The sequence below is a fragment of the Paraburkholderia haematera genome (assembly GCF_905220975.1).
GTDB classification, from domain to species: Bacteria; Pseudomonadota; Gammaproteobacteria; order Burkholderiales; family Burkholderiaceae; genus Paraburkholderia; species Paraburkholderia haematera.
The window spans coordinates 47,026-72,438 of record NZ_CAJNBK010000018.1; the positions used below are offsets into that span (position 1 = coordinate 47,026).

Sequence of the window (25,413 nt, forward strand, 5' to 3'; positions counted from 1 at the left end):
CCGCCTCCTGAATCAGAGAACACATACCTATGAATTCGCCTGAACGAGGTCCCATCACCGTCTTCGCCGCCAGAAAGATTCTGACGATGAATCCGTCTCAACCGCACGCCACGCATGTGGCCGTGCGAGACGGCAAGATTCTCTCAGTCGGCAATCTGGAGGACGTCAGCCGGTGGGGCGAGGTTGAGATCGACGACACGTTCCAGGACAAGGTGTTGATGCCGGGTCTCGTGGAAGGGCATTGCCATCTGATGGAAGGCGCCATGTGGGACGCCGTGTATCTCGGCTACTACGACCGGCGCGGTCCCGACGGCACGTTGTGGCGAGGCCTGAAAACGCTGGACGAGGTGATCGGGCGGCTCACCGAAGCGCAACGTGCCATGACGGACGCGGCGGCGCCGCTGCTTGCGTGGGGCTTCGATCCGATTTTCTTCGGCACGAGCCGCCTGTCGGTCAAGGAACTCGATACGGTGTCGACTCGCCGGCCCATTGTCGTGCTGCACGCGAGCGTGCACCTGATGAACGTCAACTCCGCCATGCTGGCGCTCGCCGGAATCGACGAGAACACCGACATTGACGGGATCGACAAAGACGATGATGGCCAGCCGACCGGCGAGCTGCAGGAATTCGCCGCCATGTTCCCGGTGTACGAGGTGATCGGCAGCCAGCTTTCCATTGCGGCGAGCGAAAAGAAAGCGGCCATCTGGAATTTCGGCAAGGTCGCGCAGCTCGCCGGCGTGACCACCGCGACGGATCTGGTCAACGATCTGTCGGCGCTCGGTAATCGCAACCTGCGCGAAGTCACGGCCGACCCGCAGTATCCGGTCAGGATCGTGCCAGCCTTTGCGCCGCAGCGAAGCCCCGAGGGCGGCGTGGAAAAAGTCCTGTCGGCGATCCGTGACGGCACGGAAAAATTGACGTTCGGTCCGGTCAAATTCATCGTCGACGGATCGATTCAAGGCTTCACGGCGCGGCTGAAGTGGCCGGGTTATGTCGGCGGCCAGCCGAACGGCTTGTGGCTGATTCCGCCCAGCCAGTTGGAGGAGGTGTTCACGCCGTTTCACCGCGCCGGCCTGCAACTCCATATCCATACCAATGGCGACGAAGCCACCGAAGTCGTATTGAACACCCTCGAAAAAATGCTCGACGCCTGTCCGCGCAGCGATCACCGTCACACGCTGCAGCACTGTCAGATGGCGGACGCGAGCCAGTTGGCGCGTGCCGCGAAACTCGGCATGTGCATCAACTTTTTCTCCAACCATATCTACTACTGGGGCGACGCGCATTACGCGCAGACCATGGGCCCCGACCGCGCGAACCGGATGAACGCGGCGGGAACGGCGCGGCGTCTCGGGATTCCCTTTGCCTTTCATTCGGATGCGCCGATCACGCAGTTGAGCCCGCTTTTCACGGCCTGGTGCGCCGTGCAACGCAAGACCGCCAGCGGTCGTGTGCTGGGCGCGAGCGAGTGCATCCCCGTGGCGGACGCATTGCGCGCGATCACGCTGGGCGCGGCCTACACGCTCAAGATGGACCATCTGATCGGCAGTATCGAGGTGGGCAAATTCGCGGACTTCGCCGTGCTGGCGGACGATCCAACCGAGGTCGCGCCCGAGCGGTTGAAAGACGTCGAAGTGTGGGGCACGGTGCTGGGCGGGCGTGTGTTTCAGTCGCCGGCAAAAAAATGAACGGCGAGAGCGCACCGTCGCAGCCGACCGTGCGGCCACCCATTGCGCTGGTGGTGCTCGGCGGTTATCTGGGTGCGGGGAAGACGACCTTGCTCAACCACGTGCTGTCGATGGCGGGGCAGCGCCGGATTGCGGTACTGGTCAACGATTTCGGCGATATCAATATCGACGCGGCGCTGATTCGCGAACGCACGGACGATGTCATCAATCTGGAGAACGGCTGCATCTGCTGCTCGATCGGCGGCCGTCTCGTCGACGCGCTCGTGAAAATCAGCGCGCGTCCTGAGCGTCCCGAGTTGTTGATCATCGAAGCCAGCGGCGTTTCCGATCCCGTGAAGATCGCGCAGATCGGCCTGCTCGACCGGGCCTTCAGGCTGATCGGGATCATCGTCGCGGTGGACGCCGAGCGCATCGGCGCAACCTTGCTCGACCCGTACGTCGGCGATATTGTGCGCCGGCAGATCGCGGGCGCAACCGCGCTCGTGCTCACCAAAACCGACCTCGTGACCGAGCAGGAAAAGAGTACGGCAACGGCAGCGGTGTTGGCGCTCGCGACCACGTCCATCCTGTTCGAGTCGACCAATGGGCAGATACCGTCGGCGTTGATCTTCGACGCGAGTGTGGTGCCTCGCCGCCGTGCGGGTGGGTTCGGGGTCACGACGGAGGGCGCTTCGAACCGGCATCCGGATATCTGCAGTTTCTCCTTCCGCTCGGATTTCCCGCTGGACAGGAAGAAACTCAGGGCAGCGCTTCGCAGCCTGTCTTCCACGCTGTTGAGAGCGAAGGGCATCGTCTGGCTGGATCAGGACACCTCACCGCAAGAACTCCACGTGGTTGGTGGCCGCATTCTCATCACGCCGTTCGCGGGTCACGCAGCGGCCGAATCGACGATTGTCCTGATCGGCCGGTTCAGCGACGAGGACGAGCGCGCGATCAGGCGTTGCCTCGAAAGCACGCAAGCGCTGAACTGACACCTACTCGCGCAAGTGCCGCGCTCGTCGTGTCAATGGCACTGAGTGTACCGATCACACCACGCGCACCACGTGCACCACGCACACCAACGGCCTGAATCCGAAAACCCGGTTCGAGGCCAGTCAACCCACGTGTTCCCGACACCCACTGCACCAGGCGAAACCGGCGCACTGGCCCTACCGCCGAGTGAACACCAAACTTACACTTTTCCCTAAGAGATCGCCGCTTAGGCAAGCTCACGAGTCTCATCCAATTCAACAAGCAGGAGACATGCATGGCCACAATGGAAACGTCCGCATCGAAGGTCACCGCGGAGACACTCGCCGCATTTTCCGATGCGTTCAACCGTCACGACGCAACCGCGCTGATGGGCTTCATGACCGAAGACTGTGTGTTCGACGCAGCCGGCGGAAGCGAAGTATATGGTGCGCGTTTCGTCGGCCGCGACGCGGTGCGCGCAGCATTCGAAGCGGTCTTCAGAACCTTCCCGGACGCGCATTGGGGCGACGGCCGTCATTACGTCATCGGAGAGCGTGGCGTGTCCGAGTGGGTGTTCACGGGGACGCATGCGGAAGGCTGGCGCATCGAAGCGGAAGGGTGCGATCTGTTCGAGTTCCGCGATGGTCTGATCGCAGTCAAGCGCGCGTTCCGCAAGGAACGCCCGAAGCAGAACGTTTGACGCCGACGAGGAGCTTCACATGGCGCAAAGTGTCATCACACGGGTCGGCGAAGGTCTGTCCGCAGGGCGGGACAGCGCAACGCAGTATGACCCGAGATACGACCCGCTGGTTTCGCCGGGACCGGGTCACGGCAAGCAATACGCCCCTACCTACTGGGCCGCGACCGCTGGCACGCCGCCGCCCGACGATGGTCCGATCACGAAAGATATCGATGTGGACGTGGCGATCATCGGCGCGGGGTATACGGGGCTCGCAACGGCCTTGTGTCTCGCGCGCGATCACGGTATCAAGGCTGTGGTGCTCGAGGCCAACAAAACCAGTTGGGGTTGCAGCAGCCGCAATGGCGGGCAAGGGCAGAATGCGTCGGGACGTCTGTCGCGTTCGCAATGGATCGAGCGCTGGGGCAAAGATGTCGCGCTGAAAATGCACGACGAGATCCAGGAAGGCTTCGACAACTTCAAAGCGCTCGTGGCCGAAATCGATTGCGATCCGCAACCCGGCGGCCACTTTCTGATCGCGCACCGGCCGCGCATGATGGCCAAACTCGCCGCCGAGGCCAAAGTCTGGAAAGACGTTTTCGGTTACCCGTCCGAGCTTATCGACCAGGCCACGTTTCGCCGCGAGTACGTCAACGATTGCGAGGCGGCCGGCGCCCTCCACGAGCCCGAAGGCATTGGCATTCATGCGTTGAAACTCGCCTACGGGTATCTGCGGTTGGCGCGCGAAGCGGGTGCGCGCGTTCATCCGGCGAGCCCGGTGATCGGCTGGGAAACCATTAACGGCATTCATCATCTGCGCACCCCGGGCGGCACGGTGCGGGCCCGGTCCGTGGGTATCGCGACCGGTGCGTATACGGCGCCGGACCTGCATCCTTCGCTGACGAGCCGTGTGATGCCGATCCTGTCGAATTCGATGGTGACGCGTCCGCTCACGCAGCAGGAAATCGCTGCCTGCAATTTTCGAACGACGCAGGTGCTCACCGATACACGTACCTTGCGTTTCTACTATCGCTTCCTGCCGGACAATCGGCTGCAGATCGGCAGCCGTAGCGCGATCACCGGTGCGGATGCGCCGAATCCGCGCCATTACGAGTTGCTCATCGAAGGAATGGGGCGCAAATTCCCGGCCTTGCGCGGGGTCCAGATCGACTATTCATGGTGGGGCTGGGTGGACGTGAGCCACGACATGATGCCGCGCGTGTGCCAGCCGGATCCGAAGCAGTCGGTGTTTTACGCACTGGGCTACGGCGGCAACGGCGTGTCATATTCCCAGCAGGCGGGTCGTCGCCTCGCTGAACGGATCGCGGGCAAAGGGTCGAAGCAGACGCTGCCGATCTTCACGTCGCCGTTGCCAGGCCATCCGTTCGCACCGTTCCGCCGCATCGGGCAACGGATGCTCTACCAGTTGTATTTCCGGCGCGACGAAAAACCTTGAACGCGCTCCGCGTGCCGCGCCACCCGCGGCACGACTTGCGCCAGTCCTCGTGCGTCACGCGCGCGGTGCTGCGCAGCGCAGACAGGTCTGCGCGTTAAGTCCGAAGAAAAGACACGAAGCAGTGAGGCGCGTAAGCGACTTCGCTCGATCCGAATTGACGGCGCTCAGGTTTCGGGAATGCACGCCACCGCGCATGCAGCCCCGCACGACCGGCGCCGGCATCAACAGGATGTGGAGGTGACATGGAAGTATCGAACAAGAGTGAACTGAAGACCGGCCTCAAGGAGCGCCACATGACCATGATCGCGCTGGGCGGCGTGATCGGCGCGGGCCTGTTTGTCGGCAGCGGCGTCGTGGTCCGGCAGGCCGGCCCGGCGGCAGTTCTGTCGTTTCTGATTACCGGCGGTCTGATCGTGCTCGTCATGCGCATGCTCGGAGAAATGGCGTGCGCCATGCCGGCGGTGGGCTCGTTTTATGAATACGCGCGTCTCGCCTTTGCCGGCAAGCGCGGACCGGGCAAACTGGCCGGTTTCCTGACCGGGTGGATGTACTGGTATTTCTGGGTCATCGTGGTGGCCGTCGAGGCGGTGGCCGGCGCGAAGCTGGTTCAATTCTGGCTGCCGGATACGCCGGCGTGGGCAATCAGTCTTGTGTTGCTGGTCGTGCTGACGGCGACCAACCTGATCTCGGTGGGCAGTTACGGGGAGTTCGAGTTCTGGTTCGCGTCCATCAAGGTGGCGGCGATCGTCGTGTTTCTGTTCCTCGGCGGGCTCTATGTATTGGGTCTGTGGCCTGCGTCGATGCACACCGCCGCGGTGATGCCGACGCTGTTTTCGCACGGCGGCTTGATGCCGAAGGGGATCGGACCGGTGCTAAGCGGCGCCGTTGCGGCGACGGGTTTTTACTTCGGCGCCGAGATCGTCACCATTGCCGCCGCCGAAGCGCATGAGCCGGTCAAGGCGGTCGCCAAAGCCACCAATTCGGTGATCACCCGCGTGCTGATTTTCTATGTCGGCTCGATCCTGCTCGTGGTGGCGCTGGTGCCTTGGGATTCGCCGCGCATGGCCACGCCGTATGTGAGCGCGCTCGATGCAATGGGTATCCCCGCCGCCGCCAATGTCATGAACGCGATCGTGCTGACCGCGGTGCTGTCCGCACTCAATTCCGGCCTTTACGCGGCCTCGCGGATGATGTTTGCGCTGACCCGCCACGGCGACGCGCCGGCTGCGCTCGCCAAGGTCAATCGCCGCGGCGTGCCGGTTCGCGCGATTCTGGTCGGCACCTTGTTTGGCTATGTATCGGTCGTCATGTCATACGTATCGCCCGACACAGTGTTCGCATTCCTTGTCAATTCATACGGAACCGTGGCGATTTTTGTCTACGTGCTGATCGCCGTATCGCAACTGAAGCTGCGCGCCCGGCTAGAGCGCGAGGCACCGGAGATGCTGCGCGTGAGGATGTGGTGCTATCCGTATCTGACCTGTTTCGCGATCGTCGGCATGATCGGCATTCTGGTGGCCATGGCCTTCATACCGGACCAGCGCACGCCGCTGTGGCTCGGCGTGGTGAGTCTCGGCGTGCTGCTCGTGGCGTATGCGTGGCGGGCCCGGAAAAGCGGAGATGTTTCGACTGAAGCGGATTTCGTGGACTATCGGCCTCGTACACATTGAGGCTTGTCTAACGCGTGCTGTTCAGTGTGCAGCGGTGGGTCGTTCGAGATCGCCGCTGCACCGGGTTAATGTCAGGTTGGCGGCGCGTCCTTGCTATTTCTATTTCGACACGACCGTCGCCGTTGCCGTTGCCACCGCTGCCGCCGTCGCAGGCTGAAGCAGCGGTCCGATGCGCAAGGCTACCTCCTTGAGCTTCGGCACCGCTTTCAATAGATCCTCAAGGCTGGCACGCGCCGTGGGGGCATGAACGGCCAACGCCGCGAGCACCCGGCCGTCCTCGATGCTGCGCACCGGCACTGCGACCGCGACCATGCCGCGTACGAATTCCTCATTGTCGACACCGATGCCGCGCATGGCGAGGCGGTCGAGTTCCGCTTCCAGCAGATCGATGTCGGTCAGGGTCCGATACGTCATCGATTTGAGCGACAGGCGCCGGATAACGAGGCTGCGCTCGGCCGGCGTCATCTGCGAAAGGAACAGTTTGCCGCTGGCAGTGCAATGGAGCGGGACGCGCGTGCCCGGTTGCAGATGCAGACGCAAGGGTTCGCTCGTCTCGACGCGCTCGACATACAGCACGGTATCGCCGTCGAGCACGGTGAGATTGCAGGTCTCGCCGAGCGACTCCACGAGGGTGCGCAACAACGATCGGCACGCTCGCGTAAACGTGCTGTTCGCGAGCGTGGTCAGGGCGAGTTGCGCGGCGCGGGGCCCGAGCGCGATGGCGCGATCGGCCCCGCGCGAATCCGGCATGTGTGTGACGTAACCGCGTGCTTCGAGCGATTCGATCAGGCGCATCAAGGTCGCCTTCGGAATCTGCAGACGTAAGGACAACTGGGAAAGTGACGACGGTTGTCCGGCGGACGCAAGTTGTTCCAGCACGCTGAGCGCGCGCAGAACGCGGGTGTCGTCGGCGGGCTCGTGAGCAGGCGAGGGGAGATGCGTGGTGTCTCTCATTGTCCTTCCCGGGGCGGATGAAGGTGGATGCAGTCCGAACGGATCGGTGACAACCCGGATAAACGCGTGCGGACCAATCGAATAGTGAAACGAAAAAGTCGGTTTTCGTACCGGATTAATCAATCGTAACCGGAATCGCTTGAAGTCGAAACTGCCATCCAATAAATTGAGACGAAATGATCCGTTTTTAAAAGCAAAGGCAGCAACACGGAGACATCAATGGTACGGAGTTTCGACTACGTGGTCGTCGGCGCGGGATCGGCGGGTTGTGTGCTCGCCAACCGTCTTTCCGAAAATGGCCGCTACTCGGTATGCCTGCTCGAAGCCGGGCCGCCCGACCGCTTTCTGTGGATTCATATCCCGATCGGTTACGGCAAAACCATGTTTCATCCGGTCTACAACTGGGGCTTTTACACCGACCCGGATCCGAACATGCACGACCGCAAGCTCTACTGGCCGCGCGGGCGCACGCTGGGCGGCTGCAGTTCCATCAACGGGCTGATCTACATTCGCGGCCAGAAAGAGGATTATGACCAGTGGGCCGCGCTCGGCAATCGTGGCTGGAGCTGGAAGGAATGCTTGCCGTACTTCCGGCGGCTCGAACATAACGAACTCGGCGAATCGCCGACACGGGGCGTGGACGGCCCCTTGTGGGCCTCTACGATCAAACAGCGCCATGAACTCGTGGATGCGTTTATCGCTGCGTCGAATCGCCTGGGCGTCCAGACGGTCGACGACTTCAATCAGGGCGATCAGGAAGGCGTCGGCTATTACCAGCTGACCACGCGGCGCGGCTGGCGTTGTTCGACCGCTGTCGCCTACCTCAAACCCGCACGAAAGCGTCCGAATCTGCAGATCGAGACCGACGCGCTGGCATCGAAAATTCTCTTTGAAGGCACGCGTGCGGTGGGTATTCGTTATGAGCAGCACGGCAGGGTTCACGAAGTGCGCGCGCACCGCGAGGTGGTGCTGACCGCGGGCGCGCTGCAGTCGCCGCAATTGCTGCAGGTGTCGGGTGTCGGGCCGGCTGCATTGCTCAATGAGTTGGGTATTCCGGTGGTCGCTAACCGGGCCGGCGTCGGCGAGAATTTGCAGGACCATTTGCAAGTACGCCTGACTTACGAAGTAACGCGGCCGATCACGACAAACGATCTGCTGCACTCCTGGACGGGTCGCGCAAAGATGGGGCTGCAATGGGCGTTGTTTCGCGATGGGCCGCTCGCTGTCGGCATCAATCAGGGCGGCATGTTCTGCCGTGCATTGCCGGATGAAGCGAAAACGCCCGACATTCAGTTCCACTTTTCCACGCTCTCGGCCGACACTGCCGGCGGCGACGTTCATGCCTTTCCAGGTTGCACCTATTCGATTTGCCAGCTACGGCCGCAGTCGCGCGGCAGCGTGCGGATCCGCACGAGCGACATGCGCGACGCGCCGTCGATCCAGCCGAATTATCTGTCCACCGATCTCGACCGGCGCACGACGGTTGCAGGAGTGCGTTTTGCGCGCCGCGTCGCCGCCACCGAGCCCATGGCATCGCTGATGAAACGCGAAGTGCGTCCTGGCCACGAGGCGCAAACCGACGACGAACTGCTGCACTTTTGCCGCGAATACGGCCAGACGATTTTTCATCCGTCCGGCACCGCGAAGATGGGCGTGGCGAGCGATCCGGGCGCGGTAGTCGACGAACGATTGCGCGTGTATGGCACGCAAGGCTTGCGGGTGGTCGATTGCTCGATCATGCCGACGCTGGTGTCAGGCAATACCAACGTGCCGATCGTGATGGTTGCCGAGAAGGCGTCCAGCATGATTCTCGAGGATGCGCGCGCGGGCGACCGGCCGGCCGGGCAGATGCAGGCACGGAGCACGGAAGCGCAGTATTGACGCAAGAAGCAAGCAAGAAGCAAAACGATCGCGACCTGACTCGCTGAATCCGAAGTCGATAACAGCAGCGTGCAGGTCGCGAAATTCGTGCCCCAGGAGGAGACAAACAGGGGCTCAAAAGCGCTGCGTTGCCGGGACGGCACGCGGCCATCCATTGGAGAAGGCGCTATGGCAATCGATAAGCGGGTAATCCGCCGCGTTGCATTCGCGAGCGTGATTGGGGCGACAGTCGAATGGTATGACTTTTTTCTCTACGGTGTCGTAGCGGGGATTGTGTTCAACAAGCTTTACTTTCCCGCTCACGATCCGCTCGTCTCGACCATGCTGGCCTACGGTACGTTCGCCGTCGGCTTCATCACGCGGCCGCTCGGCGGCGTGATTTTCGGTCACTTTGGCGACAAGGTGGGCCGCAAGTCCGCGTTGATCTGCACGCTCATCATCATGGGGATTTCGACGGCGGGGGTTGCCTTCGTGCCGACCTTCGCACAGATCGGCATCTGGGCGCCCATTCTGCTGCTCGCCTTGCGCGTGTTGCAGGGTATCGGGCTCGGGGGCGAGTGGGGCGGCGCGGTGTTGATGGCCTATGAATATGCCCCGCCGAACCGGCGCGGTCTGTTCGCAAGCTTGCCGCAGATCGGCTTGTCGATTGGCTTGTGCCTCGCGTCGGGCATCGTCGCGGGCATTTCCCGATTGCTGCCGGAAGCGGCGTTCCTCTCGTGGGGCTGGCGTCTCGCATTTGCCGCATCGCTGCTGCTCGTGGTGCTCGGCCTCTACATTCGTCTCAAGGTGATGGAGACGCCCGAGTTTCTCGCGCTCAAGCGCAACCGCCGCGACGTGAAAATTCCGTTTGTCGACATGATCACGCGCTATCGCAGTTCGGTGTTGCTCGGCATGGGCGCGCGCTGGATCGACGGGGTGTTCTTCAACATCTTCGCGGTGTTCATGATCGGCTACCTCACGCAACATCTCTCGATGAGCCGCACGGAGGCGCTCACCGGCGTGATGATCGCGGCGATGGTGATGTGCTTCTTCATCCCGTTCTTCGGCAGGATGTCGGACCTGATGGGACGCGCACGCGTGTATCGGTGGGGCTCGCTGATTTGCGGCGCTTCGGTGTTGCCCGCGTTCTGGCTGATGGAGACGCAGGCCGGCAATACGCTGGCTGTCTGGCTCGGTGTGGTGATCCCGTTCGGCATCTTCTATGCCATGGTGTACGGTCCGGAGGCCGCGCTCTTTGCCGAGTTGTTCGATCCGGAAGTACGTTACACCGGCATCTCGTTCGTGTATCAGTTCTCGGGCATTTTCGCGAGCGGCCTCACGCCGATCATCGCGACGGCGCTGCTGCGGCTCGACGGTGGCAAGCCCTGGTACGTGTGCGGTTACGTGATTCTGTCAGCGCTGCTCTCGGCATGGTCGGCGCGAGCGATGGAACGTCGTACAAAACCCTTCGACGAGATGGCGACCGTACGTTGACCGCGGGCGGCGCCGAACAACTATTCCCGTAGCGGGGAGGAGAATGAAGTGACTGATATCGTGACGGGCAAACCCGACAGAATGGTAGCGGTGCGAACCGTTTTCGGCATCGATTCCAGCCTGATGATGCCCGCTTTTAGCGAGCGCGACGACCACGTGCCGGAAATCGACGAGGTCTACCGCTTCAATCCGGAAGTGACGCTGGCGATACTGGCCGGCTTCAGCCGCGATCGCCGGGTGATGGTGCAGGGCTTGCACGGCACCGGGAAGTCGACGCACATCGAACAGGTTGCGGCCCGCCTCAACTGGCCGTGCGTGCGCGTCAATCTCGACGGCCATATCAGCCGCCTCGATCTGGTCGGCAAAGACGCGATCGTGGTGCGCGACGACCTGCAGGTCACGGAGTTTCAGGAGGGGATCGTGCCATGGGCATTGCAGCGCCCGGTTGCCCTGATCTTCGACGAATACGATGCGGGGCGTCCGGATGTGATGTTCGTGATCCAGCGCATTCTCGAACGCGACGGCAAATTCACGCTGCTCGACCAGAATCGCGTGATTCATCCGCATCCGTATTTCCGCATGTTCGCTACCACCAACACGGTGGGGCTCGGCAATCTGAACGGTTTGTATCACGGTACGCAGGTGCTGAATCATGCGCAGATGGACCGTTGGAACGTGGTGGCCACGCTCAACTATCTGCCGCGCGCGGAAGAGGCCGGCATCGTGCTTGCGCGCGTGCCGGAACTCGCCGACGCGGCGGGACGCGCGCTGATCGAGTCGATGGTGAGCGTGGCGGAACTCACGCGCAAGGGCTTCGCCAGCGGCGACCTGTCGACGCTGATGTCGCCGCGCACGGTGATCAACTGGGCGGAGAACTGCCAGATCTTCCGCGATCCCGCGATGGCGTTTCGTCTGACCTTCCTGAACAAGTGCGACGAAGCCGAGCGGCCGATCGTGGCTGAGTATTTTCAGCGTTGTTTTGGTGTTGAGCTTGAGGTTGGGGCGAACGCCAATGCTGAAGGCTACGCGGCGGGAATTCGCTGATGATGTCGGAGAGAGAGGCTATGCCGACTCCAGCGGCCTTGGAGCAAGCGGTCGAGGACCAGGCGGTCCAGCGGCAAGAAGCCTTGAGTCAGGCGACATTGCGGCAAGGGACGATGGGCGCAGCGACCTCGCAGCAAGCAACGCCAAGCCAGCCGACCTCACGGCAAGCAACCCTCCGCGCGGAACAGCGCGAGGCGCTGTGCGCGGCGGCCGTGCGTGCCCTCACCGGCGACGCCGCTTTGCATTACCGCGAAGGCCGGTTATGCCGCGATCTGCGGCCTGTAGCACTGCACGCGCCGCATCTGCGCACCGACCCGCAGCAGGACGACTTCGCGTCCCTGCGCGGTGCCGCCGATGGCGCGGCCCTTCGACTCATGCACTCCGATGCGGCGCTGCATGGCCGCCTATGCCCTACCGATCCCATCGAGCGCCTGGTGTTCGAACTGCTCGAACAGTTGCGCTGCGAAACGCAGACGCCACCAGGCATGCCGGGTCTGGTGCAGAACCTGCGCGATCGTTTCGAAGCCTGGTCGCGGGCCTTCTATCACGCCGGCCTTGCCGAAGACCACCTCGGCATTCTTCTGTACACGGTCGCGCAGATTGCGTGGTCACGTCTGACAGGCTGGCCCGTGCTCGAACAGACCGAAGACCTGATCGAAGCCACGCGCGCGGCGATCGTGCCGGTGCTGGGCGTGCCGCTGGCGGGCTTGCGCCGGCATCGCGCCGAGCAGGACGCGTTCGCTGTGCACGCGCGGGAACTTGCGCGACTGGTCGCCGCGATGATCCGTGCTGCCCGTGCGGATGCGTTGGACGATACGCAAGACGACCCGCAGGAGCGCGACGAAAAAACGCCGCGCACGGCGTTCTCGCTCTGGTTCGACGTCGAGGACGACGAGTACAAGGACATGGCCGTTGCGCTGACCGGCCAAAGCCGCGTGCTCGAAACGTCGGAGCAGGGCTATCGCGCCTTTACGACGCGCTATGACCGTCAGCTATCCGCGGGCACGTTGGTCCGCAAGTCGTTGCTCAGCGAGTTTCGCGAACGGCTCGACGAACGCGTCGCCGCCCAGGGCATCAACGTGGCGCGGCTTGCGCATGCGCTGAAGGCGGCGCTGGCGATACCGCAACGCGACGGATGGTCGTTCGGTGAAGAGCATGGCCGCATCGACGGGCGGCGCCTCGCGCAACTGGTCAGTTCTCCCGCTGAACGGCGCCTGTTCCGGCTTGAGCGGAACACGTTCATGGCGGACTGCGTGGTCGGCTTTCTGATCGATTGTTCGGGCTCGATGAAAGCGCATATCGAGCCGGTTGCGATCATGGTGGATATCCTCACGCGCGCGCTCGACCAGGCCGGCGTAACCACCGAGGTCCTGGGTTTCACCACCGGCGCCTGGAATGGCGGCCGAGCCCGGCTCGACTGGCTGGCGCAGGGGCGCCCTCGTCATCCGGGACGGCTCAATGAACTGTCTCATCTGGTGTTCAAGGACGCCGAGCGGAACTGGCGACGCGCTCGCGCCGACATAGCCGCGCTTTTTAAGGCGGACCTGTTTCGCGAGGGGGTGGATGGCGAGGCGGTCGACTGGGCCTGTGCGCGTCTTGTTGCGCGTCCTGAGGCGCGGCGCATCCTGATCGTGATTTCGGACGGCAGCCCCATGGACAGCGCGACAGGCCAGGCCAACGACGCCTTCTATCTCGACAACCATCTCAAGGCCGTTGTGGCGCGTCACGAGGCTGCGCGCGATGTGGAGGTGCTGGGTCTGGGCGTCGGACTGGATCTCAGCCCGTATTACCGCCGCTGCCTGGCGGTGGACCTTTCTGCGCCGCCCGACATGAAGTTGTTCGCGGAGATAGTGGGTTGGATCGGCGCTCGCGGGCAGGGCGGCAGGCGGTAGTCGTTCCCGCGGCCTGACAGGCATAACTGGCGCAGAGAACACAGGTCAACTGCGCAACCGATCACAACCCGCACGCCGAACGCGCCGCGTAGTCACAATTGGGGCTGGAAGATGCCTCGCACCGCTATTGTGGTCAGAACGACCGCCGGTACAGCGAGCATGACCTGAATCCATACGTCGGCGCCAAGTCGTGCGTTGTACGTGCTGAATAGGGAACGCGTGGTCGAGACCGCAGTGAATACGAGTCGGTCACGACGTGAGTGGAGTGGTGCTTGCGTCCTGCGTTGTCGTCGCGCTGCTTTGCGCCTGCACGGCGGTCACCGCGATCACGAAGTAGATATCGTCGGCGCAGCAACCACGCGACAGATCGTTGGCGGGCTTTTTCAGGCCTTGCAGCAAGGGGCCAATAGCCTTCGCGTCGCCGATCCGCTCGGCGAGCTTGTAGCCGATATTGCCGGCCTCCAGGCTGGGGAAAATCAGCACATTGGCGTGTCCTTGCACCTGCGAGTGCTCGATCTTGCGCATGGCGATCTCGGAGACGAGCGCCGCGTCCAGTTGCACGTCGCCGTCGATCGCCAGATGCGGGCGCTGCGCTCTCACCTGGCGCGTTGCTTCCACAACCTTGTCGACAGCCGCGTGCCGGGCGCTACCGCTGGTCGAGAACGACAGCATGGCGACGCGCGGCTCCTCCATCAGCAGGCTTTGCGCGCTGTCGGCCGCCGCCATCGCAATCTGGGCCAATTCACCGGCGTCCGGGTCCACCACCAGCCCGCAGTCGGAGAAGATCAGCCCGCCTTTGAGCGTGTGGAAGGGCTCGCACAGCATCATCAGAAAGAAACTCGACACCAGCTTGAATGACGGATGAATACCGATGATCTGGATCGCCGTGCGGACCACGTCGGCGGTTGTGTGGACCGCGCCGGCCACTGAGCCTTCGGCGTGACCGAGCCGAACCATCAGATTGGCGAAGCAGAGGGGCTTGAGGATTTCCTGTTTCGCTTCATCGAGCGTCATGCCTTTTTTGCTGCGCAGTGCGAAGAGTTCATCGCTGAATGACCCGGCGAGTGGCGAGGTCGCAGGATCCACCAACTCCATGCCGGACAGTTCAATGCCCTGGCTGGCGGCTGCCGCGCGGATGCTCGCACTCGGACCCACCAGCACGATGCGGGCGATGCCCTCACGCGTCGCGCGTTGCGCGGCCTCCAGCATGCGGGGATCTTCCGCTTCGCAAAGTACGATCCGTCTCGGCGAAGTGCGGGCACGCTCGATGATGCGATTGATGGCTTTCATGGCACTGGGCGGCGATCATGGTTAAGAATGGGAGCCGCAAACGAAGGCGGCCAGAGACGAAACAGGCAGCCAAAGAACGCGGCGCGAAAATAAAGCAGCCGAAAACAAAGCGGCCGAAAACCAGGCAGCCGAAAACCAGGCCGGAAACAAAAAGACCGGAAACGGCAGGGGAAATCCCGTTTCCGGCCTGCCGGGCGCGAGGAAATGTGCCTCCAGCGCCCGGACCGTCAGACAACGGCTGAATCAAACATAGTCCTTGTACTTGTCGAGCAGACGTACCGGCTTGGCCAGCGCATCGCGGCGGAACGGATCGCCGAGTTCGCGGGTGCACATGATCTCGATGATGGTGGTCTTGCCGTGGTTCATCTGTGCATCGATCGCACGCTTGAGCGCCGGGCCGACGTCCTCGAGCCGGTCCACCGTGACCCCCTCGGCGCCCATCGCGCGAGCGATACCGGCAAAGCTCTGGTTGTCGAGTTCACCGGCGACGAAGCGGCGGTTGTAGAAGTCCACCTGGTTCTTCTTCTCGGCGCCCCATTGCCGGTTGTGAAAAACCACCGCGGTGACCGGAATGTTGTGACGCACGCAGGTCATGGTTTCCATCAGGCTCATGCCCCACGCACCGTCGCCGGCGTAGGAGACAGCGGGGCGATGGGGCGCCGCCACCTTGGCGCCGACGATGGTGGGGAACGCGTAGCCGCAATTGCCCCAGCTCATCGCGGCGAAGAAGCTGCGCGGCTTGTTGAAACGCAGGTAGCTGTTGGCCACGGAGTTGATGTTGCCGATGTCGGTGGAGACCATCACGTCTTCCGGCATGGCCTTTTCGAGCTCGCGCAATACCTGGCGCGGGTGCAGATAGGTGCCGCCGCCAGGCGTGCGCTCGTTCTTCTGCTCCTCGATCATGTCCAGGCTGTAGGGGTCGCGCTCATGCGTCCATTCATCCAGTTCCTTCTCCCATGCAGCCTTCTCAGCGGCGATCTGGCCCGCGCGTTCTTCACGCGTGGCGTCGCAGGCGAGGGTGCGGCCTTCGAGGCGCTGCGTGAGCGCAACCGCGGCGGCCTTGGCGTCGCCGCAGATGCCTACGGAGATCTTCTTCACGAGGCCGAGCATCTTGTGGTCGGCATCGATCTGGATGATTTTGGCGTTCTGCGGCCAGTAGTCCATGCCGTGCTGGGGCAGCGTGCCGAACGGTCCAAGACGCGAACCAAGCGCGATCACCACGTCGGCGCGCTGCATCAGCTTCATCGCTGCCTTGGAGCCCTGATAGCCGAGCGGGCCGCACCACAGCGGGTGGCTGGCGGGGAAGGAGTCGTTATGCAGGTAGCTGTTGACGACCGGCGCGCCCAGGCGCTCGGCCAGCGCCTTGCATTCCTCGATCGCATCCGCCATGACCACGCCGCCGCCGGAGATGATGACGGGGAATTTCGCCTCGGCGAGTAGTTCGGCCGCTTCGTTCAGGCGTTGGTCGCCGCCGGGGCCGCGATCGAGACGCTGCGGCTGCGGAATCTCGGCCTTGATCTGGCCATAGAAGTAGTCGCGCGGAATGTTGAGCTGGGTCGGGCCCATCTCGGCCAGCGCGCGGTCGAAGCAGCGGCCGGTGAATTCAGCCATGCGCGCGGGATGGGTCACGTGGCCCTGATACTTGGTGAACTCCTGGAACATCGGGAGTTGCTTCGCTTCCTGGAAGCCGCCCAGACCGATGCCCATAGTGCCGGCCTCGGGCGTGATCATGACCACGGGGCTGTGAGCCCAATACGCCGCGGCGATGGCGGTCACGCAATTGCTGATGCCCGGGCCGTTCTGGCCGATCACCACGCCATGTCGGCCCGACACGCGGGCATAGCCGTCGGCCATGTGGCCGGCGCCCTGCTCGTGCACCACGGGAATGAGACGGATGCCGGCGGGCGCGAAGATGTCCATGGCGTCCATGAAGGCCGAGCCCATGATGCCGAACATGTCGGTCACGCCGTTCGCGGCCAGGGTTTCGACGAATGCTTCCGACGGGGTCATGGCCTGCGGGCCGCTGATGGGGGTGTGATCGCTCATGAGGCTTGTCTCCGCTGTTTAATGAAACCGGAACATTTTGTTCCGAAAAATGGTTATCTAAAATGTAGAGCATGCACCCACGATGGTCAATAGGTGATGCTAGATAAACGGTACAAATTGTCTCGAAAATTAATGAATGCGATGCTGCGAAGGATGCGCGGGACGCGGCTCAATCCCACGGCAGCGAATAGGTCTTCACGTTGGTGAAGCTTTTCATCGCTTCCTGCACGCCTTCCTTGTAGCCAAGACCCGAATCCTTGATGCCGCCGAACGGCGTCAACTCGAGCCGGTAACCCGGTACTTCACGCACGTTCACGCTGCCCACCTGCAGTTCGGCGATAAAGCGCGTGATGTAATCGAGGCGGTTCGTGCAGACCGATGACGAGAGCCCGTAGTCAGTCGAATTGGAGAGGCGGATCGCGTCGTCGATATCGTGAAAGCGGATCACCGGCGACACGGGCCCGAAGGTTTCGTATTTGACGAACGGCATGTCGGGGGTCACATGATCGAGCACCGTTGGCGAATACAGCGCGCCGTCGCGGAGATTGCCGAGCAGCAGGGTCGCGCCGCGGCTGATCGCATCGTTCACCTGAGCTTCGAAGAAGGTCGCCGCGGCTTCGTCGATAACCGTGCCCATGTCGGTCGCCGGATCGGTGGGGTCGCCATAGCGTATGGCCCGGGTCTTCTCCACGAGCAACTCGACGAACCTGTCGGCCACGGCTTCGTGCACGAGAATCCGCTTGACCGCGGTACACCGCTGGCCCGAGTTTTTGTAGGAGCCCGCGACGGCGAGCGTGCTCGCTTCTTCCAGGTCGGCGTCTTCCATCACGATGATCGGATCGTTACCGCCGAGTTCGAGCACCGCGCGCCGATATCCCATCTTGCTGGCGATGGATTTGCCGATCTGCACGCCGCCCGTGAAGGTGATCAGATCGACGTGTTCGTTCGTGATCAGTTCGTCGGCGATCTCTTTCGGGTCGCCGGTGACGACCTGAAGCATTTCTTGCGGCAGGCCGGCTTCGTAAAGGATGTCCGCGAGCAGGTAGGTGGACAGCGGCACCTTCTCGGAGGGTTTGACGACGATGCGATTGTTGGTCGCGATGGAGGGCACGATTTTGTGCGCAACCTGATTCATCGGATGATTGAACGGGGTGATCGCGGAGATCACGCCGAGCAACGGATCACGCTGGGTGTAGACGCGGCGCTTCTTGCCGTGCGGCGTGAGATCGCAGGAGAACACCTGGCCGTCGTCCTTCAGCGCTTCATTGGCGCCGAACGTCATGACGTCGGCAACGCGGCCAGCTTCGTATAGCGAGTCTTTCATGCACAGGCCGGACTCGGCGGTGATCAGAGCGGCAATTTCTTCAGTACGCCGACGGACCATGTCCGCTGCGCGGAGCAGGATCTGCGAGCGCTCGTAGCGTGTGAGCCGCGCCCGATATGGGTGTGCCCAGGCAAAGGCGCGTTGCACGTCGGCCAGCGTCGCCTTGGGCACCGTGCCAACCAGTTCACCGTTATAGGGGTTGAAGACTTCGATGATCTCCGCGCGCCGGATCTTTTCTCCGCCGATGCGCAGCGCTTCATGACGGACCTGCCACTGCCGTACTTCCGCGATCGAATTCATACTGCCTCCAGCGATAACCGATAGCTGAAGTATTGCGGAGGGCGCGGCAAGCCGAGTAGTGCCAGCCGCCGCCAATCGCTGAGTCCAAGCCGGCGTGGGACGCTGTACGGCGCCGACGCTAATTCCCCCTCGCCGCGGTGTGCGCCTCGAACGCAATCAGCTGGGAGACGCCCCGCGCCATAAGACAAACGCGGCCGCTATCGGGCCGCGCTAAATCAATCAAACTTGCCGGTCAAACCCGGCCTTTCCACGGCACCAGCACACGCTCCAGGTGGCGCATCAGCAAATCGAAGCACAAAGCAAAGAAGCCGATGACGACAATGCCCATGATCACCACGTCGCTCGCGAGAAACTCCGCGGCGTTGAGCACCATGAAGCCGAGGCCGCTGGTCGACGCCACCATTTCCGCGGCAACCAGTGTCGTCCAGCCCACGCCGATGCCGATCCGCATCCCCGTGAAAATCTCCGGCAGCGCGGATTTCAGGATCACATACAGCACCACCTGCGTGCGCGAGGCGCCCATCGAATAGGCCGCATGAATTTGCTCGATCGACACAGAACGCACACCGGATCGTGCTGCGATGGCGAGCGGCGCGAAGATGGCCAGATAGATGAGAAAGACCTTGGAGAATTCACCAATGCCGAACCAGATGATGATGAGCGGCAAATAGGCGAGCGGCGGAAGCGGCCGGTAGAACTCGATGGGCGGATCGAACATTCCGCGTGCAAAGCGCGAGACCCCCATCATGACGCCGATTGGAATGGCGGTCACGCAGGCGAGCGCGAAGGCGCCGAACACGCGCAGCAAGCTGATGGCCGTGTGCTGGGCGAGCGTGGAACCGGCGAAACCCTCGGTGGCGACATAGACGAACTTCGCGTACACCGCTTGCGGCGACGGAAGAAAGAGCGGCTTGATCCAGTGCAGGTTCGTTGCGACAAACCACAGCCCGACGAATAGGGCGACCGTCACGAGGCTCGTCAGGATGCTGCTGCCCTGGCCGGGTACGCCGAACGTGTCGCCTGGCTTCGCGGGTTTCTTGGCGAGAAGCCGTGGACGTCGACCGGGTGTGCGCGGCGGCTCCATCGGCGTGTCGGCGCCGAGCGAGGCCTGCTGGCCGTGCGCCAATGCATGAGCCCGTTTTGAACTAAACATGTGTCACCTCGGCTTCGGCAGCGTGCATTTTCTCGTCGCCGTAAATGATGCTGAGCACGCGCTCGCGCATGTCGATGAAATCGGGGCTCGACTTGATGGCGCGCGCGTCGCGTGTTTCGAGAAAGCGCCGGTTGAAATCCAGCTCGTAGGTGTGCGTGATGCGCCCGGGACGCGGCGACATCACGATCAGGTGGCTGGCCAGAAAGAGCGCTTCCTCAACACTGTGCGTGATGAAGAAGAACATCTTGCTGGTCTTCGTCCAGACGTCGAGCAGCAGTTCCTGAATGGTTTCGCGGGTCAGCGCGTCGAGCGCGGCCATCGGCTCGTCCATCAGCAGCATGGCGGGGTCGCAGGTTAGCGCGCGGGCGATGCCGACGCGCTGCTGCATCCCGCCCGAGAGCTGATAGATCATGTGCTTGTGAAAATCCTGCAAGCCGACCAGCGCCAGATTGCGCGCGGCGATCTCGCGCCGCTGCGCTTTCGGCACGCCCTGAAGCTTCAGGCCGAACTCGGCGTTATCGATCACGTTGAGCCAGGGCAACAGGGCGTGCTTCTGGAACACGACGCCGCGGTCGGCGCCCGGACCTGCGATCGGCGAACCGCCGAGCAGCAACTCGCCGCTGGTCGGCGCGATGAAACCCGCCATGAGCGAGAGCAGGGTGGTCTTGCCACAACCCGATGCACCGAGCGCGACCACGAAGTCGCCCGAGTTGATGGTCAGATTGATGTTGTCGAGCGCATGCACCGTCTGACCCGCCTTGCGCCCCGGAAAGACCACGCTCACATCCTTGACTCTCATGCTTTCCATGTTGCCTCCTGATTCAACGGAAACCGCCTACCTCTTACATCATTTGAGTTTCATGGCCGCTTCGGCATAAGCGGGGGTCACGAACTTCGAGTAATCGGGCAACACCGCGCTGATCTGCTTCTGATCCTTCAGGAAGTTGGCCGTGTCTTTCAGCGCGAATGTCGCGCGGCCCGCACTGCCGCCACCCAGCCATTGCGAGGAGGCCTGCTCCTGGAGCGTCGGGAAGGCATAGAGCGAGAGCGACTCCGGCACGTCGGCCGGCGAACCGCCGATCATCTTCGCGATGGCGGCGGCCTGCGGCGAGGTGGCATTCCATTGTGCGGCGTTTTTGCGGTATTGATCGTCAGCATTGGCGATGGCTCTCACGAGTTTTGCCATGAAGTCCTTATGCGCCTCACCCCATTGACGATCGACCGCAATGCCGTCGAAGGTCGGTTTGCCGAGCTTGGACAGGTCGCCGGACGTAATCAGGACCTTGCCGCTCTTCTTCAATTGGGCGAGCGCCGGGTCCCATACGTAGGCGGCGTCGATATCGCCGCGCTCCCACGCCGCGACCAGCTGGTTCGGCTGCATGTTGAGGATCTTCACCTCGGACGGATTGATGCCCCAATGCTGCAGCGCGAACATGGTGTGATAGTGCGTCGTCGAGACGAACGGCACGCCGATTGTTTTGCCCTTCAGGTCAGACGGTTTCGTGATGCCCGAGCCGTTGCGGACGACCATCGCTTCGGCCTGGTTGATGTTGTCCAGAATCCAGAAGAGCTGCAGATCGAGTCCCTGGCTCACCGCCGCCGCGAGCGGGCTCGAGCCGATCACGCCGACCTTCACGTCGCCCGAGGCCATGGCGGTCGCGACCTTCGCGCCGGATTCGAACTGTCGCCAGTTGATCTTGTAGCCCGTCTCTTTTTCGATGGAGCCGCTCGCGATCGCGACGACCCATGGGTCGACGATCTGCTGATAGGCTATCGTGACCTCCTTGTCCTGCGCGTAGCTGGCTGGCGCCACCGCACAGGCCAGCGCGGCCAAGGCCGCCACAGTCACGCGGCGCGTCAGATCGCCAAACCAGCGGGACAACTTCGGGTGTGTGTCGCTTTTCATCGTAGGTCTCCAGAATGGCCGTGTAGGTACGCGAATACACGTGAATTCAACGCACGCCGACGGGGGCTTGTCCCAATCGTCGACAATGGGTTGATGCGAGTATCGTCAGTAAAAAATGTTGCAGGTTAGGGCCAGACGTGGCTGATCGTTGAGTCCACAGCGCTGCACCAGGATGGGCCGTAGCGCTGGGCGGGCCGGCAGCCGCCCGGGGGCGGCTGGCAGGCGTTTTTTTGCGCGTCCACAATGCCGGTGTCCGCCTTCGTGCGGGTGGGCCCCGCCTACAAAAAAACAGGAGAAAGCATGGCAAGTCGCACCTCGGTGGCCCTATGGACCCAGCGGTTCCAGCGCTCACCCGAGTCTAATATGAGCCTCCAGGGCCAAATTCGCCAGATGCTGGTGGCCGCGATTCTGGACGGGCAACTGCTGCCGGATCACGCGTTGCCGTCCAGCCGGGAGCTGGCCGACCAGCTGAGCGTCGCTCGCAATACGGTTGTGCTCGCGTATCAGCAACTGGTTGAGGAGGGCTATCTGATTTCGCGCGAGCGCAGCGGGCATTTCGTCAACCCGGCGATCCTCGAAGGGCGGCACGAATTTGCGCCGCTGCAAACCGTCCCGGGGCAGGCGGCCAATGAGTCGCTAGCAAGGCCGGACTGGAACCAGCGCGTCAAAAAACGGCCCTCATCGCAACGCAACATCGTCAAGCCGGGGAACTGGCTGACTTACGAATATCCCTTTATTTACGGGCAGTTTGACCAGTCGCTGTTTCCGACCAACGACTGGCGCGAATGCTGCATGAAGGCGCTGTCGGTCATGGAGATCCGCAACTGGGCGCCGGACCTGATTGAGCGCGACGACGATACGCTAATCCAGCAGATCCGCACGCGCGTGTTGCCGCGGCGCGGCGTGTTTGCCATGCCGGACGAAATCGTCGTAACGATCGGCTGCCAGCAGGCGCTCTATCTGATCGCGGATCTGCTGGCGAGCGAGCGGACCACGATCGGCTTTGAAAACCCGGGCTATCCGGATGCGCGCAATATCTTCGAGAACCGCAATGCGCGGCTGCAGCCGTTGCCTGTCGATAGCGGCGGCGTGCGCCCGGTCGAGGATGCCGATCTGCTCGCAAAATGCGACTACGTCTATGTCACGCCAAGCCACCAGTGCCCGACCACGGCCACCATGCCGATCGAGCGGCGCCATGCGCTGCTGGAACAGGCGCAGGCCCATGATTTCGTGCTGATCGAAGACGACTACGAGAGCGAAAACAACTTCTCCGGCATGCCGCACCCGGCGTTGAAGAGCCTGGATACGGCGGACCGGGTGATCTATATCGGCAGTCTGTCGAAGACTTTTGCGCCAGGGCTGCGGCTGGGTTACATCGTCGGACCGCGTGAGCTGGTCCGCGAACTTCGTGCGTTGCGGCGCCTGATGGTGCGGCACCCGGCGGCCTATATTCAGCGCGCCTTTGCCACCTTTCTGGCGCTCGGCCACCACGATGCGCTGCTGCGGCGGCTCGCTCACGCCTATCGGGAGCGCGCCCAGGCGCTGATGACGGCGCTCGACACGCACCTTCCCGAAGCGCGCTATCTGCCGGTGGGGGGCGGCGCGTCGTGCTGGGTCGAGGGGCCGCCATGGCTCGATGCGACACGCCTCGCCGCGGATGCGCAGGAACACGGCATTCTGATCGAACTGGGGCGCGTCTTTTTCATGACCGGACTGGAGCAGAATCACTGCTTCCGGATGGGCTTTTCGGCCATCAAGCTCGAAAAGATCGACGAGGGCGTGCGCCTGCTCGCGGAGCTCGTGCGTGCGCAGGAGCCCGAAGCTTAAGCGGTGGAATAAGCGGTGGAATAAGCGGTGGAATAAGCCGCGGAATAAGCCGTGGATCGAGCGGCTGGATAAGCCGCTCGATAGGCGGGCTAGAACGTTTTAGCGAGTTGTTGAGCCGCTTCCTGCAGACGCGGCACGAACTCCAGGGCGCGCGAGAGCGGCGCCCGCGAGACCGGCGCATGAACGGCGATCGCCGCGATGCAGGTGTTGTTCTCATCCATTACCGGCGCGGCCACGCACGCGATACCGGCGACAAATTCCTCATTGTCGATGGCGATGCGCTTGTGCGCGGTGCGGTCGAGTTCTGCTTCAAGCAGTTCGGGATCGGTGATGGTATTTGGCGTAAAGCGTTCGAGCTTCAGCGTGCGGACGAGGGCGCTGCGTTGTTCGCGCGGCAGCATGGCCAGCAGCAGCTTGCCGCTCGCGCTGCAATGCGCCGGCACGTGCGAGCCAGGCTTGAGATCGAGCCGCAACGGCCAGGGTGCTTCGAGCCTGTCGAGATAAAGCACCTCGGTTTCGTGCAGCATCGTGAGGTTGCAGGTCTCGCCGAGATCGGCGACCAGGTTCGACAGGATTGCATGCCGCAGCCGGCGGGCGCCCGAATGCATCATGACGCCCAGACCGAGTTGCGCGAGACGCGGCCCGATCACGTAGGCATTTTTCTGACCCGGTTCGCGGATCACGAGCCCGCCGGCCTCGAGCGAAGCCAGCATGCGATGCAGTGAAGCCTTCGGCAGGTCGACGTCCTGGGCAATATCGGCCAGCGACACCGGGCCTTCGGCGCGCACGAGATGCTCAAGCAGCGCGAAGGCGCGCAGGGTGGGGGTATCCGCTTTAGTCATGTCGGCCGTTCCGGAAAATGGATCGGCGTCATTGTACCGCGTGGCCTTGTCGGCAGTGGTTTTCGAGAGGAAGAGGCGATTGGCGGAGGGCTATTTCAGCGACAGTCATCCCGTTTTCCGGAATGCGTGGCGGCGCGACTGCGCGGGGCATGATTGCACGGTTGACGCGGTGGCAGGCTCGTTTTTGGCCCGGCGTGCCGGGCCCGCTGCGTCTATTTCGCCCGCAAGATCGCTCGTGCTACTGCCGGAACGTCTTGGCGGTTTCCTCTGCGGCAAGCCGCAGATCGGGCAGAAAGGCCAGCAGATCGTCGAGCACGACCCGCCCGACCGGCGCCTGGACGGCGATTGCCGCGCACGCGCGATTGCGGTCCAGCATGACCGGCACCGCGATCGCGATGAGCCCTTGCAAGTGCTCCTGGTTGTTGATCGCGAGCTGGCGCCGCCGTGTCACGGTCAATTCCTTGCGCAATTCGCCGCGATCCGTAATCGTCCGCTCCGAATAGGCGCGTAGCGGCAAGGTTTCGATGACCCGTTCGCGCCGGTCCTTGGGCAGAAAACTGAGCAGCAGCTTGCCGCTCGCCGAGCAGTGCAGCGGCACATGCGAGCCCGGTTGAAGATGCATACGCAGCGGCCACTCCGTTTCCACCCGGTCGACATAGACCACATCGTTGCCGGCCAGCATCGTCAGATTGCAGGTCTCGCCGATTTTGGCCACCAGTTGCTCGAGCAGCACATGGCGGGCAGCGGCCGGCCCCGCATGCATCAGCACATTGACCGCCAGCATCCGCACGCGCGGCGAACACTCATACAGCCGGTCGGCGCTGCGCGTGACAAGCCACGCATCCATCAACTGCACCAGAATGCGATGCACGGTCTGCTTGGGCAGTTCGAGAGCATTCACGAGATCGGTCATGGAAAGCGGGCTGCTTGCCTCAGCCAACGTCTCGAGTACGCGAAATGCACGCACGGCCGCTGCATTCGATTGATTCGAAGTCGACACACCGTCTCCTCAACGTCGTATTTATAAGTTGGATTGT

Annotated in this window: 19 protein-coding genes; 10 read left to right on the forward strand and 9 right to left on the reverse strand. The window is 62.8% G+C overall.

Going from position 1 to position 25,413, the window contains the following annotated elements:
* Positions 1–29 precede the first annotated feature (29 nt).
* From KHO23_RS25100 to KHO23_RS25120, 5 genes are all read left to right on the forward strand, one after another.
* Positions 30–1,688 (forward strand): amidohydrolase, encoded by a 1,659-nt coding sequence (locus tag KHO23_RS25100; protein ID WP_211614125.1) that lies wholly within the window; start codon positions 30–32, stop codon positions 1,686–1,688.
* The gene (locus KHO23_RS25105) at positions 1,685–2,659 is read left to right on the forward strand and encodes a CobW family GTP-binding protein (protein ID WP_211614127.1); all 975 of its coding nucleotides are present in this window, start codon (positions 1,685–1,687) and stop codon (positions 2,657–2,659) included. Before KHO23_RS25100 ends, KHO23_RS25105 begins: the two co-directional genes overlap by 4 nt.
* Positions 2,660–2,934: 275 nt before the next feature.
* Positions 2,935–3,339, forward strand: a complete 405-nt coding sequence (locus KHO23_RS25110) for a nuclear transport factor 2 family protein (protein ID WP_211614129.1) — start codon at positions 2,935–2,937, stop codon at positions 3,337–3,339.
* 19 nt (positions 3,340–3,358) lie between these two features.
* Positions 3,359–4,774 carry an NAD(P)/FAD-dependent oxidoreductase gene (locus KHO23_RS25115; protein ID WP_211614131.1) on the forward strand — a complete coding sequence of 472 codons (1,416 nt, stop codon included), beginning with the start codon at positions 3,359–3,361 and terminating at the stop codon, positions 4,772–4,774.
* 242 nt (positions 4,775–5,016) lie between these two features.
* Positions 5,017–6,444: an amino acid permease gene (locus tag KHO23_RS25120; protein WP_211614133.1), complete on the forward strand. Its 1,428-nt coding sequence runs from the start codon at positions 5,017–5,019 to the stop codon at positions 6,442–6,444.
* Between the two features lie 99 nt (positions 6,445–6,543).
* Here the strand turns inward: KHO23_RS25120 and KHO23_RS25125 are convergent, their stop codons facing one another.
* Positions 6,544–7,398, reverse strand: coding sequence for an IclR family transcriptional regulator (locus tag KHO23_RS25125; RefSeq protein WP_211614135.1), 855 nt, complete (start codon positions 7,396–7,398; stop codon positions 6,544–6,546).
* A 219-nt stretch (positions 7,399–7,617) separates the two neighbouring features.
* Between KHO23_RS25125 and KHO23_RS25130 the strand changes: the two genes are divergently transcribed.
* From KHO23_RS25130 to KHO23_RS25145, 4 genes are all read left to right on the forward strand, one after another.
* Positions 7,618–9,279, forward strand: coding sequence for a GMC family oxidoreductase (locus KHO23_RS25130; protein WP_211614137.1), 1,662 nt, complete (start codon positions 7,618–7,620; stop codon positions 9,277–9,279).
* Between the two features lie 168 nt (positions 9,280–9,447).
* Complete coding sequence (locus KHO23_RS25135) at positions 9,448–10,752, forward strand: MFS transporter (RefSeq protein WP_211614139.1); 1,305 nt, start codon at positions 9,448–9,450, stop codon at positions 10,750–10,752.
* A gap of 48 nt (positions 10,753–10,800) precedes the next feature.
* Positions 10,801–11,796, forward strand: coding sequence for an AAA family ATPase (locus KHO23_RS25140; protein ID WP_211614141.1), 996 nt, complete (start codon positions 10,801–10,803; stop codon positions 11,794–11,796).
* Between the two features lie 113 nt (positions 11,797–11,909).
* Positions 11,910–13,688 carry a cobaltochelatase CobT-related protein gene (locus KHO23_RS25145; RefSeq protein WP_211614236.1) on the forward strand — a complete coding sequence of 593 codons (1,779 nt, stop codon included), beginning with the start codon at positions 11,910–11,912 and terminating at the stop codon, positions 13,686–13,688.
* A gap of 249 nt (positions 13,689–13,937) precedes the next feature.
* On the opposite strand, the gene pta is transcribed toward KHO23_RS25145, so the two are convergent.
* The 6 genes from pta to tauA all read right to left on the reverse strand — a co-directional run bounded on the left by pta (position 13,938) and on the right by tauA (position 21,707).
* Positions 13,938–14,978: a phosphate acetyltransferase gene (gene pta, locus KHO23_RS25150; RefSeq protein ID WP_211614144.1), complete on the reverse strand. Its 1,041-nt coding sequence runs from the start codon at positions 14,976–14,978 to the stop codon at positions 13,938–13,940.
* Between the two features lie 243 nt (positions 14,979–15,221).
* A complete protein-coding gene (gene xsc, locus KHO23_RS25155) occupies positions 15,222–17,024 on the reverse strand; it encodes a sulfoacetaldehyde acetyltransferase (protein ID WP_211614145.1) in 1,803 nt (600 codons plus the stop codon).
* 169 nt (positions 17,025–17,193) lie between these two features.
* Positions 17,194–18,648, reverse strand: coding sequence for a phosphonoacetaldehyde dehydrogenase (gene phnY / locus KHO23_RS25160; protein WP_211614146.1), 1,455 nt, complete (start codon positions 18,646–18,648; stop codon positions 17,194–17,196).
* 232 nt (positions 18,649–18,880) lie between these two features.
* A complete protein-coding gene (locus tag KHO23_RS25165) occupies positions 18,881–19,801 on the reverse strand; it encodes an ABC transporter permease subunit (protein WP_211614147.1) in 921 nt (306 codons plus the stop codon).
* Positions 19,794–20,609, reverse strand: coding sequence for a taurine ABC transporter ATP-binding protein (locus tag KHO23_RS25170; RefSeq protein ID WP_211614148.1), 816 nt, complete (start codon positions 20,607–20,609; stop codon positions 19,794–19,796). The genes KHO23_RS25165 and KHO23_RS25170 overlap by 8 nt, the downstream gene beginning before the upstream one ends.
* A gap of 39 nt (positions 20,610–20,648) precedes the next feature.
* Positions 20,649–21,707: a taurine ABC transporter substrate-binding protein gene (gene tauA, locus KHO23_RS25175; protein WP_211614149.1), complete on the reverse strand. Its 1,059-nt coding sequence runs from the start codon at positions 21,705–21,707 to the stop codon at positions 20,649–20,651.
* Between the two features lie 300 nt (positions 21,708–22,007).
* Here tauA and pdxR point away from each other — a divergent pair, with 300 nt between their 5' ends.
* On the forward strand, positions 22,008–23,534 hold the full coding sequence (pdxR, locus tag KHO23_RS25180) for a MocR-like pyridoxine biosynthesis transcription factor PdxR (protein WP_211614150.1): 1,527 nt from the start codon (positions 22,008–22,010) through the stop codon (positions 23,532–23,534).
* Positions 23,535–23,623: 89 nt separating this feature from the next.
* Here the strand turns inward: pdxR and KHO23_RS25185 are convergent, their stop codons facing one another.
* Both KHO23_RS25185 and KHO23_RS25190 read right to left on the reverse strand, forming a co-directional pair.
* Entirely contained in the window at positions 23,624–24,376 is a 753-nt protein-coding gene (locus tag KHO23_RS25185; protein WP_074288001.1) for an IclR family transcriptional regulator, read from the reverse strand.
* Positions 24,377–24,614: 238 nt separating this feature from the next.
* The gene (locus tag KHO23_RS25190; RefSeq protein WP_211614151.1) at positions 24,615–25,376 is read right to left on the reverse strand and encodes an IclR family transcriptional regulator; all 762 of its coding nucleotides are present in this window, start codon (positions 25,374–25,376) and stop codon (positions 24,615–24,617) included.
* Positions 25,377–25,413 lie beyond the last annotated feature (37 nt).

Coding starts and splice junctions, on each gene's coding strand:
- KHO23_RS25170 (WP_211614148.1), bottom strand. CDS start 20,609: ATGGAAAGCATGAGAGTCAAGGATGTGAGCGTGGTCTTTCCGGGGCGC.
- KHO23_RS25165 (WP_211614147.1), bottom strand. CDS start 19,801: ATGTTTAGTTCAAAACGGGCTCATGCATTGGCGCACGGCCAGCAGGCC.
- KHO23_RS25185 (WP_074288001.1), bottom strand. CDS start 24,376: ATGACTAAAGCGGATACCCCCACCCTGCGCGCCTTCGCGCTGCTTGAG.
- KHO23_RS25105 (WP_211614127.1), top strand. CDS start 1,685: ATGAACGGCGAGAGCGCACCGTCGCAGCCGACCGTGCGGCCACCCATT.
- xsc (WP_211614145.1), bottom strand. CDS start 17,024: ATGAGCGATCACACCCCCATCAGCGGCCCGCAGGCCATGACCCCGTCG.
- KHO23_RS25125 (WP_211614135.1), bottom strand. CDS start 7,398: ATGAGAGACACCACGCATCTCCCCTCGCCTGCTCACGAGCCCGCCGAC.
- KHO23_RS25110 (WP_211614129.1), top strand. CDS start 2,935: ATGGCCACAATGGAAACGTCCGCATCGAAGGTCACCGCGGAGACACTC.
- KHO23_RS25115 (WP_211614131.1), top strand. CDS start 3,359: ATGGCGCAAAGTGTCATCACACGGGTCGGCGAAGGTCTGTCCGCAGGG.
- tauA (WP_211614149.1), bottom strand. CDS start 21,707: ATGAAAAGCGACACACACCCGAAGTTGTCCCGCTGGTTTGGCGATCTG.
- KHO23_RS25135 (WP_211614139.1), top strand. CDS start 9,448: ATGGCAATCGATAAGCGGGTAATCCGCCGCGTTGCATTCGCGAGCGTG.
- KHO23_RS25145 (WP_211614236.1), top strand. CDS start 11,910: ATGGGCGCAGCGACCTCGCAGCAAGCAACGCCAAGCCAGCCGACCTCA.
- phnY (WP_211614146.1), bottom strand. CDS start 18,648: ATGAATTCGATCGCGGAAGTACGGCAGTGGCAGGTCCGTCATGAAGCG.
- pta (WP_211614144.1), bottom strand. CDS start 14,978: ATGAAAGCCATCAATCGCATCATCGAGCGTGCCCGCACTTCGCCGAGA.
- pdxR (WP_211614150.1), top strand. CDS start 22,008: ATGGCAAGTCGCACCTCGGTGGCCCTATGGACCCAGCGGTTCCAGCGC.
- KHO23_RS25100 (WP_211614125.1), top strand. CDS start 30: ATGAATTCGCCTGAACGAGGTCCCATCACCGTCTTCGCCGCCAGAAAG.
- KHO23_RS25130 (WP_211614137.1), top strand. CDS start 7,618: ATGGTACGGAGTTTCGACTACGTGGTCGTCGGCGCGGGATCGGCGGGT.
- KHO23_RS25120 (WP_211614133.1), top strand. CDS start 5,017: ATGGAAGTATCGAACAAGAGTGAACTGAAGACCGGCCTCAAGGAGCGC.